Source organism: Streptomyces sp. NPDC057474 (assembly GCF_042802555.1).
In the GTDB taxonomy this organism is placed as follows: Bacteria; Actinomycetota; Actinomycetes; order Streptomycetales; family Streptomycetaceae; genus Streptomyces.
The window spans coordinates 58,183-74,965 of the sequence record NZ_JBHVDX010000022.1; the positions used below are offsets into that span (position 1 = coordinate 58,183).

The window sequence follows — 16,783 nt, forward strand, 5'->3', positions numbered from 1 at the left end:
AAGGAAATAGCGCAGTCCCGAGGCTGCGGCCGGCACAGTCACCGTCGGCCGCAGCCTCGGGTTCTGCGCGCTGGGGGTACCGCCGGGCCGCCTGATGTCCGATGCGCCCCCCGTTCGCCCTGTTTGCCGTCTTCCCGGGTGGGGACCCGCCCGCCATGAGTACGACGCCACGCCGCCTGACCGGGCGGAACCGGGTCCTGTCGCTGCTGGACCGCCTGGAAAGGGAACCCCGGGCGGATGCGGTGATCGACGCGCTCCGGCGGAAGGTGCGGTCCCTGCCCCTGGGACGCGGCAGGGACCTGCTGCACGGAAGGTGGCTGGGACACCCGGTGCATCCGTTGCTGGTGCAGGTGCCCATCGGCACCTGGCTGTCCGCAGCGGTGCTCGATCTGCGCCCCGGCCGCTCGCGCGAGGCGGGACTGCTGGTCGGGGTCGGACTGGCCGCGGCTGCCCCCGCGGCCCTGGCGGGGGCCGTCGACTGGGCGGAACTGCACCGCCGGCAGCAGCGGACCGGCCTGGTGCACGCTCTGGCCAACTCGGCGGCAGTCGGTCTGTACGCCGCCTCGCTCGCCTGCCGCGTCAAGGGCCGTGCGGGAGCCGGCCGGGCGTACGGCTTCCTCGGGCTGACGGCGGTCGGCCTCGGCGGCATGCTGGGCGGCCACCTTGCCTACCGGCAGGCGTCCGGCGCCAACCACGCGGAAGAGGTGCCGCAGGTCGTCACGGAGGGCTGGCACCGGATCGGGAGCGTGAGCGAGTTCCCCGTGGGCCGGCCGGTGCGGCGCAGTGTGGACGACGTGCCGGTTCTCGTCGTGCGGGAACCCGGCGGGACGCTCCACGCGCTGGCGGAGCGGTGCAGTCACCTCGCGGGGCCGCTGTCCGAAGGCACCGTCGCCGACGGATGCGTCCGGTGTCCCTGGCACGGGAGCGTCTTCCGGCTCGCGGACGGCTGGAACGTACGTGGCCCCGCCACGGCGCCCCAGCCGCCCTTCGACACCCGGATCGTCGACGGCCACGTGGAGGTGCGCCTGCGCGAACAGAGCCTGGGGGAACGCACGGAGAACGGGCCGGAAGCGGACCTGCGGAGGAAGGCGATGGAGGCGGGCAGGGCCAATGGACACAGCAACTGACAACCGTCTCGCAGGGCGACTGCACCGGCTTGTCGAGCGTACGGAACGACGCTACTCGGCAGGGCAGGACCGGCCGCTCGGCGGCTATCTGGTGGCCATGGCGGGATTCGGTGCGTACACGGCGGCCTGGGCCACGGCGGTGCGACTCCGCGGGCGCCCACTGCCCGAGCGGCCCGAGCCCTGGGACGTCGCCCTGACCTCGGTGGCCACCTTCCGGCTCAGCCGACTCCTGAGCAAGGCGGCGGTCACCAGCCCGCTGCGGGCGCCCTTCACCAGGTATGTCGGCCCGCAAGGCCCGGCCGAACTGCATGAGGAGGCGCGGCCCGAGGACGGCAAGGAAACCGTCGGGGAGCTGGTGACCTGCCCCTTCTGCATGAGCGTCTGGGTGGCCTCGACCCTGACCGCGGGCCGACTGCTCTGGCCGCGCGCGACGCGCACCGCCATGGGAGCGCTCGCGGCACTGGCGGGCGCGGACGCCCTGCAACTGGCGTACGGCGCACTGATGGGCAAGGCGACGGGCAGCGATTGAAGGCCTGCCCACGAGCGGACCGCCGACGAGGGTGAAAGCGCCTACGCCGGGTACTCGGCGGGACATGATCAAGCGCGCGCTGGCGGGCTCTCGAACTCCAGTCCCGTTCACGGCGCCTCCCTTCGCGGGAAAGACCGAGTACCCCGGCCCCGATGTTCCTACTCCGCGCCGAGGGCACCGCCACGGGGGCGGCCCCCCTCACAGTTTGCGTGGCTCGTCGTTCCTGGCCGGGTCGGTGATCTCGATGCCAGCCGGGAGGAAGCCGCGCTGTCCCTTGTCGGCCAGCTGCTGCAGGTGCTCCTGGTAGCGCTCCGGAGAGACGACCTTGACGTTGAAGAGCATCCGGGCGTGGTCGACGCCGCAGAGCTCGGCGCACTTGCCCCGGTAGGTGCCCTCCTGCGTGGGCGTCACCTCGAAGACATTGACGTTGTGGCCGGGGAAGACGTCCTGCTTCATCAGGAACGGCAGCACCCAGAAGGAGTGGATGACATCACGCGAGGACAGCACGAACCGGACCTTCTCGCCCTTGGGCAGCCACAGGGTCGGACCCGGGTTGCCCGTCTGCGGGTTGCGGGCGCCGGGGACGCCGACGTCGAAGACACCCTCGGCGCCCGGCGGGAAGGCCCTGCGGTATCTGTCCGGAACGATGCCCATGGCCGGGTCGGCCTTCGCGTCGCCCGTCTCGGCTCTGCCGTCCACGTCCTCGACGTAGTTGAAGGCCCAGCTCCACTGGAAGCCGACCACACCGACGGTGTGAGCGGGCTTCTCGGAGAGTTCGAGGAGCTCGGCCTCGTCACGGGCAGTGAAATAGAACAGCACCGAGACGATGATGAGCGGGACCACGGTGTACAGCACCTCGATGGGCATGTTGTACCGGGACTGCGGGGGAACCTCGGTTTTGGTCCGGCTGCGCCGGTGGAAGATCGCCGCCCAGAGGATCAGCCCCCACACCAGCGCGCCCACGGTGAGCGCGGCCGCCCACGAGCCCTGCCACAGGGAAAGGATCCGCGGTGCCTCTTCCGTGACCGGGGTGGGCATCCCGAGGCGGGGGAAGTCCCGCCATGTGGCCTCGCAACCAGAGGCGGTCGCCAGGACCAGGCCGACGGTCAGCGCCTGCAGTAGCGTCCGACGTGTCCGACGCATCGGACGTCGCAGCGATCGGTCACAGCCGTTGGGACTCACGTGGTGCCTTCCCGAGCGTCTGAGCCCGCGGACCGGGGCGCCCGCGACCGTCGCACTGGTCGGTCGTCGGCCCCACACGGACAGAATGTATGGATCTTTATGCGGACAAAACACTACTGAGTGTCACATCGGCAAAGTGTCCAACGCGCCGTCGGCGCTCTACTCGTGAGGTGGCGTTCGATCCAGTCGGCGACGGAGGCAATGCACATCTCGTCGAGACCGGCGTGCCTACGCCACCCATCTGTCCGTGCTGAGTGACGCCTTGGGCCGTGCCCACCAGGAGGGGCTGAAGACGATGCGCGTGCCGGGGCAGCGTGGTCTCCTGGCGCTCGACATCGCGGCAGCTGGGAACAGGTGGGATGCGGAGGAAGCAACCCGGCAGTTCCATGCCGCATACGCGGCACTGCTGCGTCGTATGCGGCTGACGGGACAGCACATCTGCTTCAGCAGCGGGGACAGCGCGGCGCGCAACACCATGGCCATGCCGTGGGGCATCTGTCCGCCCCAGCCGGCACAGTGTGCTGGCCTCGTCGCTGATGTTCCCGTCTTCTCCGTGGCACTGTCGTCCGACGACCTCGTTGAAGAGCTTCGCAAGCATGGATTGAATGCCGAGTGGGTTCTGCAGGACGGAGCCGAGATGGGAACAGCCCAGCCTGTCCTGATCATTCGAGGGCAGGGCCCGTCAGGTCACGATGGCTGGAGCAGGGCTCGAGCAGCTCATGCTGGAGCTGAGCGATCTGCAGGCCTGGGCGCGCGGCATGGACCAGCTGCTTCGGAAGGGCAGAGCCGGCCGACAGCCGTGGCCGTACTTCGTTGATGAGTACAAGGTGTGGGCCTGACGCCGTTCGCGTAGCAGGCTGCTCCTCGAAGGCGACGTGTTCCCGATGACTCATCATGTGGAGTGCGTGGAGATTCCGGAGCCGGCCGCGAAGGGGCTTGGAGGGGCGTAGTCCGGTGGGTGGCTCTCCGCGCTAGCTGTCGGACGTCGTGCGTCGTCGCGTCAGTTGGATGGCGATGCCCAGCGTTGCCAGGCCGGACAGGGCCATGGCCGTTCCTGCGCCAGTGAACTCGGCGATGGTTCCGAACGCGACAGGGCCCAGGCCCTGCGACGACATCATTCCGGCGGAGAGCAGGCCGAACGCCTGGCCGCGTGCTGTTTCCGGGACCGCGTCCAGGAAGGGGCGTTGGAGGCCGAGTCCGTAGGCGAAACCCGTCCCGGTGATCAGGAGGAGCACCGCGCACACCACCCACGGCGGATCGACGGCGAAGATGAGCAGCGGCGCGCCGAGGACCGTCACCAGCGCGGGGACCAGGCGTTCTCGTGCGGCGGGGGCGAGGAAGCGGCCGACGACCAGGTCCCCGGCGAGCATGCCGACCGGCAGACAGGCGAGCAGGGTTCCCGTGGAGCCGACGGACATGCTCTGACCGCCCGCGAACGGGACGACCAGGCTCTCGGCGCCGGCGACGAACGCGGAAGGCAGCCACTGGGCGAGTAGCAGCGTCCGTACGGTCCGGTCGGCGAGCAGTTTTCCGCTCTCCGACCAGCTGTGGCGGAGCACCGACGGACCGGAGCCGTGCCGCGGTGTCTCGGCGGGCCCGGGCAGGTCGGGCAGTCGTACGCGGACGGCGATCGCGGCGACGAGATACGCACCCGAACTGAGCAGCAGTGAGTTCCGCGGTCCCAGCGATGCGATCGCGACACCGCCGCCGGCCAGGCCGATCAACTGGGCTGCGGACGCGGACATGTTGGACAGCGAGCGCCCGAGGACGTAGGCGTCGCCGGTGAGCGTCTCGGCGACGAGCCGTATGGACACGCCGCTGAAGACCGGGGTCAGACAGGCCACGGCGGCGAACAGGAGCAGGAGCACCGGCACCGGCAGGTGAACCAGCCCTGCCGCGGCAGCCGTTGCGCAGAACAGGACGTGGCCCGCGACGACGAGCAGGCGCGGGCGGACACGGTCGGCGAGCGAGCCGAGGAAGAGCGAGCCCGCGAGCTGCGGCAGGAAGCCGACTCCGAAGGTCAGGGCGCCCAGGAGCGGTGAGCCGGTCGTCGTGAAGACCAGCACCGACAGGGTCATGATCCGCAGTGAGTCGGCGGTGACCGTCAGGGTTCTGGTCACGAACAGCAGCCGGAAGCGCGGATTCGCCAGTACTTCCCGGTAGGTGGCGTGCCGCTGCGAATCGGGGGTGGTCGTCACGGGGGTAGCGTGCCGGGGGTGCCGTGGTCCAGTCCACCGTCGTGCCCGGGGCGGGACAAGAACCGGGACAGCGGTCCCATCATCCTGGGACGTGTGATGCCGGAGAATGGCGCAGCGTGCAGGTGCCTCCGGCCTGGTATCCACGTTCCTCCACCGGTCCTGAGGTGCTGATCCGCCTGCCCCACCTGCTCCGTCACCGACTGAAAGGGATAGGACATGCTGATCGACCACATCGACGTACCCGAGCTGGCCCCTCGGACGTATCTCGAGGAGGAGGCCCCGGACGTGGCCACCGACTCGCCGGCGGAACGGGCCTGGCTTCCCTCCTACCAGGCTGCACTGACCGCCTGACGCACCGGGCGCACCCGGCAGGGGCGGCGTCCCCGCCGGTGGCGCCGCGCCTGCCTTCTGCGCCTGATACCGAAGGACGGTTCGTCGTGTGGTCCGAGCTCCCCTCCACTGGTCTCCCCTCCACCGGCCTTTCCTCCTCCGACGCGGTGGCCCGGGCCGACACCCTGCTCTGTGCCGACCGGCAGTTCGGCGACTCCGCAGCCGTCGGTGAGCGCAACTACGCCCGTTTCCGGCTGGGGTTGACCATGCTGGCCCGCCGGGACGACACCTGCGCGCAGGCGCTGCGTACGACGGCCGCGGAGCCGGAGGAGCGGCTGCGTCCGCTGTTGTTCGACCCGGTGCTGCGGCACTGCTTCGAGGACGACATCCTGCGCCTGGAGAACGGCACGCTCGAGCGGAGCGCGTTCGGCCGGTACTTGGTCGAGTACAGGGGCGAACGGCCGGTGACCGACCCGTCCTCCGTGGGACCCTGCGAAGGCCTCACCCAACCTCGCCGTCGCGCCTGGCCCGGCCTCGGGAACGCGTGGCTCCTCACCGAGTTGAAGCCGCGTGACCCGGTGGACGAGATGCTCGGCGAGCGCCTCATGGAGCTGTACCGCGACGCGCTCGGTGACGGCCCCGCGCAGGTCCCGGTCAATCCGACGAGCGCCGACCGCGCCACCCTGCGGGAGGGCGCGGAACTCCTCGCGTCGCTGATGCCCGCGGCGGGGGCGAGCGTGCTCGGGCACATCACCATGGTCGGCTTCACCCGCCGGCAGACCCAGGAAGGCCCTCTCCAGTCGATGTCCGGTGGTGACCCGCTCCCGTCGTCGGTGCTGATGGCCCCCGAACGCTGTACGAACCCGTGGCTCGCCGCCGAGAGCCTGTTGCACGAGGGCTCCCATCTCAAGCTCTTCGACGCGTTGCGGACCGGCTCCGTGGTCAGGAACGCCACGGAGCGGGTTCCGATCCCGTGGCGCATCGGGTCCTGGACGGCCATCCGGGTGTTCGTCGCCCTCCACTTCTACGTGCACCTGCTGGTCTTCCAGGCCGCGGCCGCTGCCGCGGACGAGGCGGTACGGAAGAGGTTCGGCCCGCCCCCGGCGGCCGAGGTCATCGACGAGCCCAGCCCCGGTACCCCCGCCGCGCTGCGGGGAAGCCACCGGACCAGCGCGGAACGGGCCCGCTACCTCGCCGAACGCGTCCTGGCGCTGCCCGAAGAGGCGTTGACCGAGAACGGGCACCGGTTCGCGCGCTGGCTCCTCACCGTGCTCCACCTGGTGGACGGGGACGCGCCGACGCCCCAAGACCGTGCCGAGACAGCGGCCCGGCCCCCCTCAGCCACCGTGTCGCTCACGGGCGTACTCCAGCGGGTCACCCCAGTGGACGCATGCGCCCTGCCCAGCCTGGGGCAGCTCGTCGTCGGCGACGCCGCTTCGGCCCGGATGCACTGGCTCAACTCGCGCTCGTGGACGGTCTACTCGCTGTGCGACGGGCGGGACCTCGACTCGCTGCGCACCGCGTACGCCGACGCGGCCGGACTGTCGGCCGGCTCCGCCGAGGTCGATCGGCATGTGAGCGACAGCGTGCGGCAACTCGTGGCCGCCGGCCTCATCACCCGACGCGGCTGACGCTTTCGCTTGAGGGGGTCCCCGACAGCCGTACGGAAAGAATGGCCTCCGAACGGCTGGAGGCGTGAATCTTCGGCAGGATGGCCGAGACATAATTGCGTACGGTCTTCTCCGAAATGAACAACTCCCGTGCTATCCGGCGGTTTCCGTAGCCGAGGGAGACCAGTCGCAGTACTTCCCGTTCCCGATTGGTGAGCGCCGGGAACTGAGGGGTCTCGTCGGTTCCCGCCAGGCGCATGAGAAGGGCGGAGAGACTGTCGCCGATCCGGGGGCCGAGTGTGACGCAACCCCGTTGCACGGCCCGTACGATGCGCAGGAGGTCCGCGGTCTCCGTGTCCTTGAGGAGATAGCCCGTCGCGCCGGCCATCAGCGCGGCCAGCAGGAGGCTGTCGTCGTCGTGCTGCGGGGACACCGCGACGATCATCCGTGTCGCCGGGCACTGCCGATGCAGTCGCTGGAGCAGTCCGACTCCCGTACCACCGGGCAGGTCGAGGTCGACGAAGACCACCTCGGGCCGCTGTTCGAGCACCGCCCGCACCCCCGCGTGCGGGTCTCCGGTCGCGCTGGGGACGGTGAATCCGTCGCCCTCCAGCGCGGCCCGTAATCCGTGCAGGACCAGGGGAATGCTCTCGATCAACACCACGCACGCACCGGCACCGCGGACCGCATCGGCCATCCTTGAGTCCATCCTCACGCCCGAGCACCCGAGCCGGTCCAAAGTCCTTGCCGCAGCTTATCGCGCTACCCGGCTTCGCCCCGGTGCCGTCGTCGGCGCGTTTGCCAACAGCCATGACAGGGAGGGAAGTTGGGTATTTCGGTGGCCGGAAATCCGCTGCCAGGAGCGTGCGCGTTCCATACTGGGGCGGTGCTGGCCTCACTGCGGTTGACGTACCGGGAACCGCTGTGCCCGGACAATCTGTTCGGGCATCTCGCGGCCACGGCGGTGCCGGGTGTGGAGGAGTGGCGCGACGGGGCGTACCGGCGCACACTGCGGCTGCCCGGCGGGTACGGGATCGTCTCGCTGCGGCCCATGGACGGCCATGTCGGCTGCGAACTCGTGCTCACCGACCGCCGTGACCTGCCCGTCGCGGTGGAGCAGTGCCGCCGGATGCTCGACCTCGACGCCGATCCGGAGACCATCGACGGACACCTCCGCGAGGACCCCGTACTCGCGCCGCTCGTCGCGTGGCACCCGGGGCGCCGGGTGCCGGGTACGAACGACCCGGCCGAGTTCGCCGTACGGGCCGTTCTCGGACAGCAGGTCTCCACCGCGGCCGCGCGCACACTCGCGGGGCGTCTCGCGGCGGCGCACGGCGAGCCGGTCGACGATCCGCACGGCGGTCTCACCCGGCTGTTCCCCGAGCCGGCCGCGCTGCTGGGGCTGGATCCGGACGCGCTCGCCATGCCGCGTGCGCGCCGTGACACCCTCGTCGGCCTGGTCGCCGCGCTCGCGTCCGGGGGCGTCGATCTCACGCCCGGCGGCGACACGGCACAGGCCCTGTCAGCGCTCGCTGCGCTGCCCGGGGTGGGGCCCTGGACGGTCGGGATGATCGCGATGCGGGCGCTGGGCGATCCGGACGCGTTCGTCGCCACCGATCTCGGTGTCCGGCTGGCCGCGCAGGGGCTGGGGCTGCCCGTCACGCCCGCCGCGCTGATCCGTCGGGCGCGGGTCTGGCAGCCGTGGCGTGCCTACGCCGTGCAGTACCTCTGGGCCTTCGACGACCACCCCGTCAACCACATGCCCGGCACCCTGCCCACCGCCGCGCCCGGCTGAGATTCCCGCAGCCTTGTCACCGCACCGGAAACAGCGCAGGAAAGGAACCCATGGAAATCGTCGACGACTTCGGACTACCGGTGGCATCGATCCAGCCCGAGGACCTGGAGCAGGATCCCGCCCCCTGGACCCGGCTGGACCGTCCGGTGGCCGTCGTACGGATGATGAATCCGCCACCGGAGACCTGGGACGAACTGGCCCGCCGCGGCTTCGTCCGAAAACCGGCCACTCTCACCTGGCTGGCCCGGCTCGGAGCGAGCGAGCACTCCTTTCTCGCCGGAATTCCGCGCAAGAGCCGTCAGTACGTCCACCGGGCGCGGCGGCGGATGGTGGCGGAGGGTGTCCGGGAGGTCGTGGAGGACCGGGTGTCGGCGGACAGCCTCGACCCGTTCCTGGATCTGTACGAGGACCGGATCGCCGCGATGCGGTACGGCGTGGCGTTCGCACGGCGGTTCCGTACGACGATCCTGGAGGGTCCGGAGAAGTATTTCGGTGTGTTCCTGTACCACGCGGACGAGCTGATCGGCGGGTGTCTGGCGCTCGAAGGCCCGGACGAGAGCGCGATCCGGATCCGCTGGTCCGCCGTCACCGAGCCCGCCCGGCGGGCCGGTTACCCACGGGCCCTGTACTGCACCGCCATGCAGCTGGCCCGCGAGAAGGGATACACGTGGGCGACCCTCGGCGACGACCCGAACCTCTACGGCCACCTGGCGCAGCCGGGCCTGTTCACCTTCAAGAGCCGCATGGGCTTCGAGGCCGTGGCTTCCCAGGACTTCACCGACCCCGGCGCGTGGGACGAGGCCGACCTGGTGCTGTCCCTGGACAGACTGTCGGACCCGGCGCTCATGCTGGAGTACGCCGACGGGACCGGGCTCGGGACCGGCCGTTCGGCACGTCATCCCCTGCGGGCCCGGCTGGTCGTCGGCTCCCCCGTCGACGTACAGCAGTTCTCCGCGGAGTTTCTCTCGGGGACGGTCGTCGGGCCGGTGGCCGGGGGCTGAGCCGGGTGTCCGCCCTCAGCCGTGCGACACCGGGCATCTGCGGGCCGGCGCCCGGGTGCCGAGGCGGGGGTCCGGCCGAGGGCTGATGCCGTCGGCCCGCAGCCGGGCGGCCTCGTCGAGGTGGAAGTCGGGGCGGGGGCGGCTGTCGTCGTAGTAGCGGTGGAAGACCGGGGTGAGCGCCCCGGACATCGGTGGCACGATCCACGACCAGTCCGCCGGGCAGGACCGGCCCGCAAGCTCCTCCCTGGCCAGGTGCTTCAGGAACCGCTCGGATTCCGTGTGGTGGTCGCTGAGCGTGACGTCGGCGCTGTCGAAGGAGTGCAGGACGGCCCGGTTGACCTCCACCAGCGCCTGGTCGCGCCAGAGGGTGCGGTCGCTGGAGGTGTCCAGGCCGAGGCGGCGGCCCACCTCGGGCAGGACGTTGTAGCGGTCGGTGTCGCACAGGTTGCGGACGCCGATCTCCGTGCCCATGTACCAGCCGTTGAAGGGCGCCGCCGGGTAGGAGAGACCGCCGATGCGCAGCCGCATGTGGGAGATGGCGGGCACCGCGTACCAGCGCAGGCCGAGGTCGGCGAACCAGTCGAGGGAGGGGTGGACGATCGGGACTTCGAGGACGTCCTCGTCGGGGATCTCGAACATGCTCAGGCCCTGCTCCCTGGTCTCGATGACGAGGGGGAGCACGTCGAACGGTCTGCCGGGAGGCTGCCAGCCCAGGCGGGTGGCGAGTTCGGCGAGGCCGAAGCCGTGCGGGTCTCCGGTGTAACCGCCCTCGAACCTGAGGTGGCCGGCGTACCGGACGAGCTGTTCGTTCCAGATCAGTACGGGCGGACCGGCGGCGTCGTCCGGGCCGAAGACCGTGATGACCGGCCGGATCCGGCCGCCGTTGGTGGCGGCCCGCAGATGGGCGACGCACTCGGCGGCCACCTCGGCGGCGTCCGTGACGTCTCTGCGGTCGCGCACCTGGAGACTCTGCCAGTAGAGCCGGCCGATGCAGCGGGCGGAGTTCCGCCAGGCCACGCGTGCGCCGAAGGTGAGTTCCTCGGGAGTGTGCCGGTACGTTCCGGTCTCGTCCAGCTGCCGGCGCACCTCGGCAAGGCGGGGATACAGCAGGTCGCCGCGGCCGGTTTCCTGGTGGTACTGGCGGAGAAACGCCTCCGCCTCGCCGAGATCCACCACCCAATTCCCGGAGCGCACTCCGCCTCCCCCCTGACGGATTGTCATCGGACTTCCTCACTGCGGCATTTCGGCCGACGGTAGGGGACATCCTGGAGCGGGTTCGATCGGACGATCATTCTAATTGCTGAGGTCCTCCGCGGCCATGGCGCGCCCGGCCTCGGATCACCATGTCCGATTCCCGCCAGACGTGGGGGCGGAAGTGAGGCAAGAATGTCGGCGTGCTGGATTTCGAGACCTACTACCGGGCCATGGCCAGCAGAGACTCCCGGTTCGACGGGACCTTTTACGTGGCGGTCACCACGACGGGCATCTACTGCCGTCCCGTGTGCGGCTCACGCACACCGAAGCCGGAGAACGTGCGCTTCTTCCGCATCTCCGCGGCGGCCGAGGCGGCCGGCTTCCGGGCCTGCCGCCGCTGCCGTCCCGAGGTTCACCCCTCCTCACCCGAGTGGAACGTGCGCGGCGACCTGGTGGCCCGCGCGCTGCGGCTCATCGCGCGCGGCGCCGTGGACGAGATCGGCGTGGCGGGCGTCGCCGCACAACTCGCCGTGAGCGAGCGCCATCTGCACCGCCAGCTCGTCGCGGAGGTCGGGGTCGGCCCGCTCGCCCTGGCCCTGAACCGCCGCAACCAGGTGGCGCGGCTGCTGATCGAGTCCAGCTCGCTGCCGCTGCTGGACGTCGCCTTCGCCGCTGGGTACTCCAGCATCCGCCAGTTCAACGACGGGTTCCGCGCCGCCTTCGGCTGCTCGCCACGGGAACTGCGCCGCACCGGGAAGACGCGGGGGAAAGGACAGGCCGCGGCGCCGTCCGGGACAGTGGCCGACGGGGCACAGGGGGCGCAGGCCGACCCGCTGGTGCTCCGGCTGCGCTACCGCCCTCCGCTCGCGGCGGCCGCCCTGCTCTCTTGGTTCCGGGACATGGCGCTGCCCGGCGTGGAGGACGTCGGGGACCGCCGGCTCCGCCGGACCCTGCGGCTGCCGCGCGGCGGCGGCCGGGCGGAGCTCGACTTCACCGGCGCCCGGTCGGACCGGGACGCGAAGCACCAGCAGGTGACCGTGCGGCTGTGGCTGTCGGACCTGCGGGACGTCACCGCCGCGACCTCCTCGATCTCGACTCCGACCCCGCCGCGGTGACCGAGGCGCTGGGCCAGGACCCCCGGCTGGGTCCGCTGGTCCGGGCGACGCCGGGCCTGCGCGTGCCGGGCTGCGCGGACGGCTTCGAACTGGCGGTCCGTCTGCTCACCGAGCAGTACCTGCCGCCCGACCAGGCCCGACAGCTGTGCGGATGGCTGGTGGCCCGCTACGGCGAACCCCTCACCGCGTCCGACGGCGTCCCCGCACCTCTGTTCCCTTCTCCCGGGATGCTGGCCGAGGCCGACCTGGCCGGAGCCCTCGCGGAGACGGCGGCACGGACACCGGCCGACGCGAACGCGGGATGGCTCGCGGCCGGCCCGGGCGACCTTCGCGCGGGAGCGTCGGCCGCATGCGCCGCCATACGCACGCTTGCCGGTGCCGTGGCCGACGAGAAGCTGTCCCTGGAGCGGGACGCGGACCGGGAGGCGGCCGTCGCCGCGCTGCTTGGGCTGCCCGGTGTCGAGCCGTGGACCGTCCAGCGGATCGCGATGCACGTCCTGGGCGATCCCGACGCCTTCGACGCGGGCGATCCTGCGGTCTGCGCGGCGATCCGGACCCTGCCCAGGGTGCTCGGCTCACTGCCCGGCCTCCCGGACCTGCCCCGTGACCTGGACGGCTCGGCGCACCGCTGGCGCCCCTGGCGCTCCTACGCCGTCATGTACCTGTCTGCCGCGGGCCGGCTGCCGGCCCGGCACCGGCTCGGCTAGCCACCGGCACGGCGCATGGTTCCCCCGTCCCCTTCGAAAGGCACGCCCAAGATGGACACCGCGACGGTGCCGACCCCGCTCGGCCCGTTCAGCATGATCACCCTGGACCGCGGCATCATCGCCGCCGGATTCACCGACGACCCGCCGACGCTGCTGGCGGAACTGCCCCAGCCGTACCGGGACGGCTCGCCGCGCGTCCACGCCACGCTGGAGCCGTACGCGTCGGGCGTGCGGGCGTACTTCGACGGGGCCGTGGAGGCGCTGGACGACCTGCCCGTCGTCCAGTTCGGCAACGACTTCCGGCTGGCCGCCTGGCAGGAGATGCGCCGCGTCGAGCCGGGTACGTCCGTCAGCTACCAGGAACTGGCGGAGCGGGCGGGCCGGCCCGGTGCGGCGCGGGCGGCGGGCGCGTCCTGCGCGTACAACCTGGTGCCGTTGATCGTCCCCTGCCACCGGATCCGCCGTGCGGACGGGAGCCTGGGCGGCTACTACTACGGCCTGGACGTCAAACGCTGGCTGCTCGCCCACGAGAGCGGCGAACTGCTGCCGCTGGCCCCGCCGCCGGTCGCCCTCGCCAAGACCGCCGCGGCCGGGCAGGAGGGCCAGGACCGGTGAGGGCGTATCTGCGGCTGCTGGGATCCGGGGACTTCGCCAGGGTTTGGTTCGGCGCTTCGGTGTCGCTGCTGGGCGACGGGATGACGCTGCTCGCGCTGTCCTGGCTGGTCCTCAACGACGGCGGCACCGCGCAACTCGGCCTGCTCGGCGTGTGTTTCACCGCTCCCGTGGTGTTGGGCGGGCTCGCCGTCGGGCCGCTGCTCGACCGGTTCGACAAGCGCACCGTGCTGATCGCGGACAGCGTGCTCCGCGCGCTGTGTGTGGCGTCGGTGCCGCTCGCCGCGGCCTTGGGAGACGTACCGACGGCGCTTCCGTTCGTCGTCGCCGCGGTCTACGGCCTGCTGAAGATGGTGCCGCTGGCCGGGTTCCCGGCGGCGATCCCCCAACTGGTCGACGAGCCCGACCTGGACACCGCGAACGCCCTGGAGTCGCTCAGCTTCAGCGTGGCCACCGTGGTGGGCCCGGCGCTGGCCGGTGTGCTCGTCGGCGCGATGGGCGCGCCGAACGTGCTGCTGATCGACGCCGCCAGCTACCTGGTCTTCGCGGCGGTCGTGGCGACCGTACGACGGCCGCTGGCGCCGCCCGGGAAGCGGGCCGCCGACGTCCCGGGCGAGCCCGGGACGAAGACCTCGGTGCGGGTGGTGGGCCGGGACAAGGTCATCGTGGTCACCACGGCCGCGTTCATGGCGTTCAACGTCGCCGACGGCATGCTGCTGATGGTCGTCGGCCCGTGGCTGGCCAAGAACGAACTGGGCGGGGCGTCCGCGCTCGGTGCGCTGATGGCGTCCCTCGCGGCGGGCGAGTTCGTGGGGGCGTCGCTGGCCGGGGCCCGCGCGGGCCGGGGGTCGGTGCGCCGGATCGGCTGGTGCCAGGCGGGCGCGGCGCTCGGTTTCCTCGCCGTCCTGGCCGCGTCCCAGCCCGTGGTGGTCGGGATCGGGTACTTCTGCGTGGGCCTGCTGAGCGCGCCGATGACGGTGTGGGCGCAGTCCCTGCGGATGCGCCGGATCCCGCCAGAGATGCACGGCCGGGCCTTCGCCGCGCTGCGCACCCTGATGCAGGGCACCTCCCCGGTGGGCTCGGCCATCGCCGCACCGCTGCTGCTGCACGGCGGGATCGGCTGGACCGCGGCGGTGATGGTCGCGCTGGCCGGGCTGCCCGGGCTGTGGCTGCTGCGGTACTCGGGTCAGGAGGAGACGCCCCCGGCCGGGACGCCGGCCACCGAGGAGCGCACCGAGGTCGGCTGAGCGGTCGCCCGCACCGCCGGCGGGTGGCCCAGGAAGCCGCGCACGGCGAACTCCCAGCCGTACGCGCCCGCCGTCGGGAAGACCACGATGTCCCCGACCCGCAGCCGATCGGCGGTGATGCCCCTGGCCAGGATGTCCTCCGGGGTGCACAGCGGGCCCGCCAGGGACACCGGGGTGTTCCGCAGCTCCGGGCGTGGACAGGAGTACAGCCAGCGCGCGACGGGCAGCACGGCCGCCTCCACGGCCACCTCCAGCAGGGCGGGCAGCATGAAGTGGTTGATGCCGCCGGCCAGGACGGCGAACCACTCGCCGCCCGTCCGCTTGAGGTCGGTCACCTGGGCCGCGTAGTAACCGCACTCCGCGACCAGCCAGCGGCCGGGTTCGAACACGACCCGCACCCCGGGCGGCGGCACGGCGGCGAGCCGCCCGGCGAAGCGGTCCAGGTCGAACGGGGCCCCGCCGTACGGCGGCACGCCAAGCCCACCGCCCACGTCGACCACGCGCAGTTCGATGCCGTGTTCCCGAGCCGCCGCCGCCGCCCAGCGCAGCCGCGAGAGCACGTGGTCGGCGTGCCGGTCGGCGTCGAGGTTCCCGGAGACCACGTGGAAGTGGTAGCCGACCGGGTCCACGCCGGGCAGCCGCCGGGCGGTGGCGACGGCGTCCGCAAGGCGGTCCTCCCCGATGCCGAACTGGGTGGCCCGCCCGTCCATCCGCAGCGCGCCGTCGAGCGGGCCGGTCGCGGAGTTCACCCGGAGCACCACCGGCATCCGGCGCCCCGCGCGCTGGGCGACGGCGTCAAGGCGGTGCAGCTCGAACTCGCTCTCGATACTGACGAATTCGGCCCCTGCCCGGACCGCGGCGGTCAGCAGCCGGTCGCTCTTGCCGGGCCCGGTGACGATCAGCCGCGACGCACCGCCGCCGGCGGCCAGCGCCGCCTCCGCCTCCTGTGCCGAGGCGACGTCCATTCCGTCGACGACCGGGGCGAGGGCCGCGAGCACCGGCGGGAAGGAGTTCGCCTTCACCGCGTAGTAGATCTCCGCCCAGCCGGGCAGCCGGTCGCGCAGCGCGGCCGCCCGATGGCGTGCCACGCCCGGCTGGTAGACGTACGCGCACACCGGCTCGTCGGCCCCGGCCGCGAGCAGGTCGCGCACCCGCCCGGCCACCGCGTCCGGCACCGCCCCGGCGGGCAGCGCCGGACGCGGCACACCGGGCGACCACTGCTGGGCCGGCCACGGCACCGGCAGGCCCGCGGCCCGGCCCTCCTCCACCTGTCCGGTCATCAGACGTACGACTCCAGACTTCCCCTGCGCCGGATGTCCAGGGTGGCGCAGTGGAACGAGCCGCCGAAGACCGTGTAGTGCTCGAAGGAGCACGGCACGGGCTCGAAGCCCCAGCTCTCGAACGCCTTCATCAGCGGCGTCTGCGACCGCTCCACCACCACGTGCTCCGGGTCGAGCATCAGCACATTCACACTGCTCCACCGGCTCATCAGGCCGCGCTCCATGACCGGCGTGATCACCGGGTCAGGAGCAATGAGTACGTCCCAGGACCGCAGCGCCTCCGGGAGCGAGTCCGGGTCCAGGAACTCCGGGTTGACCAGGACCTTGCCCGGTGCGAGCGGCAGCAGGGAGGTGTCGATGTGCATCGCCCTGGGATAGCGGGAGACGATCTCGTGTACGCGGTACTCTGGGCCGAGGTGCCGTCTGAGCCACTCGACACCCAGGCGGTTGGTGACATGGCTGCGCTCCATGAACAGGTCCCGACCGCAGCGCATGATGTCCGCCGCGTCGAAGACCGGCTCCGCCTCCGTGACGAAGAACTTCATGTCCTCGGACCAGGGCGGCACTTCGTACCCCGGGTGGTACTGGTCGTCCGTCAGCCGGGGTTTCGGGGCCGCCGTCCAGCGGGCGCCGCCCCGGAAGTACTCGGTGAGCAGGTTCCGGTAGGGCCACACCTCGAAGTACCGGTTGCGGTCGGCCATCGGCACCTCGATCATCTCGTCCCCGACGACGAGCAGCAGGTCGCGCGGGTTGGCCACCGACATGCCGTTCGGCACGGACCAGCCCGGGGTGGCGAACGGCCGGGAGAAGTCCGGCGGGTCGGGGCGGCGCACGGGGTCGTGGGCGGCCTCCCGGA

General features: G+C 71.8%; 14 protein-coding genes and 2 pseudogenes. 10 read left to right on the plus strand and 6 right to left on the minus strand.

Going from position 1 to position 16,783, the window contains the following annotated elements:
• The first annotated feature begins 155 nt into the window (after positions 1-155).
• Both ACFU53_RS09230 and ACFU53_RS09235 read left to right on the plus strand, forming a co-directional pair.
• Entirely contained in the window at positions 156-1,127 is a 972-nt protein-coding gene (locus ACFU53_RS09230; protein WP_383988063.1) for a Rieske 2Fe-2S domain-containing protein, read from the plus strand.
• A complete protein-coding gene (locus tag ACFU53_RS09235; RefSeq protein ID WP_383988066.1) occupies positions 1,111-1,656 on the plus strand; it encodes a DUF1360 domain-containing protein in 546 nt (181 codons plus the stop codon). Before ACFU53_RS09230 ends, ACFU53_RS09235 begins: the two co-directional genes overlap by 17 nt.
• Before the next feature lie 198 nt (positions 1,657-1,854).
• Here ACFU53_RS09235 and ACFU53_RS09240 read toward each other — a convergent pair whose 3' ends face one another.
• A complete protein-coding gene (locus ACFU53_RS09240) occupies positions 1,855-2,838 on the minus strand; it encodes a cytochrome c oxidase subunit II (RefSeq protein WP_383988069.1) in 984 nt (327 codons plus the stop codon).
• A gap of 692 nt (positions 2,839-3,530) precedes the next feature.
• Between ACFU53_RS09240 and ACFU53_RS09245 the strand changes: the two genes are divergently transcribed.
• Positions 3,531-3,677 carry a hypothetical protein gene (locus ACFU53_RS09245; protein WP_383988072.1) on the plus strand — a complete coding sequence of 49 codons (147 nt, stop codon included), beginning with the start codon at positions 3,531-3,533 and terminating at the stop codon, positions 3,675-3,677.
• A 132-nt stretch (positions 3,678-3,809) separates the two neighbouring features.
• Here ACFU53_RS09245 and ACFU53_RS09250 read toward each other — a convergent pair whose 3' ends face one another.
• Positions 3,810-5,036, minus strand: coding sequence for an MFS transporter (locus ACFU53_RS09250; RefSeq protein ID WP_383988075.1), 1,227 nt, complete (start codon positions 5,034-5,036; stop codon positions 3,810-3,812).
• A gap of 216 nt (positions 5,037-5,252) precedes the next feature.
• Here ACFU53_RS09250 and ACFU53_RS09255 point away from each other — a divergent pair, with 216 nt between their 5' ends.
• A complete protein-coding gene (locus ACFU53_RS09255) occupies positions 5,253-5,387 on the plus strand; it encodes a hypothetical protein (protein WP_383988078.1) in 135 nt (44 codons plus the stop codon).
• An 86-nt stretch (positions 5,388-5,473) separates the two neighbouring features.
• Positions 5,474-6,997 carry an aKG-HExxH-type peptide beta-hydroxylase gene (locus ACFU53_RS09260; RefSeq protein ID WP_383988081.1) on the plus strand — a complete coding sequence of 508 codons (1,524 nt, stop codon included), beginning with the start codon at positions 5,474-5,476 and terminating at the stop codon, positions 6,995-6,997.
• On the opposite strand, the gene ACFU53_RS09265 is transcribed toward ACFU53_RS09260, so the two are convergent.
• Positions 6,981-7,673, minus strand: coding sequence for a LuxR C-terminal-related transcriptional regulator (locus tag ACFU53_RS09265; protein WP_383988084.1), 693 nt, complete (start codon positions 7,671-7,673; stop codon positions 6,981-6,983). The two genes, ACFU53_RS09260 and ACFU53_RS09265, sit on opposite strands and share 17 nt — an antisense overlap.
• Before the next feature lie 198 nt (positions 7,674-7,871).
• Between ACFU53_RS09265 and ACFU53_RS09270 the strand changes: the two are divergent.
• Positions 7,872-8,771: pseudogene (locus ACFU53_RS09270) on the plus strand (DNA-3-methyladenine glycosylase family protein); the annotation flags it as partial.
• Between the two features lie 50 nt (positions 8,772-8,821).
• Entirely contained in the window at positions 8,822-9,772 is a 951-nt protein-coding gene (locus tag ACFU53_RS09275) for a hypothetical protein (protein ID WP_383988087.1), read from the plus strand.
• 15 nt (positions 9,773-9,787) lie between these two features.
• Here ACFU53_RS09275 and ACFU53_RS09280 read toward each other — a convergent pair whose 3' ends face one another.
• Positions 9,788-10,993: a nitric oxide synthase oxygenase gene (locus tag ACFU53_RS09280; RefSeq protein ID WP_383988090.1), complete on the minus strand. Its 1,206-nt coding sequence runs from the start codon at positions 10,991-10,993 to the stop codon at positions 9,788-9,790.
• 203 nt (positions 10,994-11,196) lie between these two features.
• On the opposite strand from ACFU53_RS09280, the pseudogene ACFU53_RS09285 reads away from it, so the two are divergent.
• From ACFU53_RS09285 to ACFU53_RS09295, 3 genes and pseudogenes are all read left to right on the plus strand, one after another.
• Positions 11,197-12,788, plus strand: a pseudogene (locus ACFU53_RS09285) (DNA-3-methyladenine glycosylase 2 family protein).
• A gap of 51 nt (positions 12,789-12,839) precedes the next feature.
• The gene (locus ACFU53_RS09290; protein ID WP_383988093.1) at positions 12,840-13,403 is read left to right on the plus strand and encodes a methylated-DNA--[protein]-cysteine S-methyltransferase; all 564 of its coding nucleotides are present in this window, start codon (positions 12,840-12,842) and stop codon (positions 13,401-13,403) included.
• Positions 13,400-14,647: an MFS transporter gene (locus tag ACFU53_RS09295; protein ID WP_383988096.1), complete on the plus strand. Its 1,248-nt coding sequence runs from the start codon at positions 13,400-13,402 to the stop codon at positions 14,645-14,647. Before ACFU53_RS09290 ends, ACFU53_RS09295 begins: the two co-directional genes overlap by 4 nt.
• Here ACFU53_RS09295 and ACFU53_RS09300 read toward each other — a convergent pair.
• The gene (locus tag ACFU53_RS09300) at positions 14,587-15,927 is read right to left on the minus strand and encodes an alanine racemase (RefSeq protein ID WP_383988099.1); all 1,341 of its coding nucleotides are present in this window, start codon (positions 15,925-15,927) and stop codon (positions 14,587-14,589) included. The genes ACFU53_RS09295 and ACFU53_RS09300 overlap by 61 nt on opposite strands.
• A partial coding sequence (locus ACFU53_RS09305) for an amidinotransferase (RefSeq protein WP_383988102.1) occupies positions 15,927-16,783 on the minus strand: 857 nt, incomplete at its 5' end. The genes ACFU53_RS09300 and ACFU53_RS09305, both read right to left, overlap by 1 nt.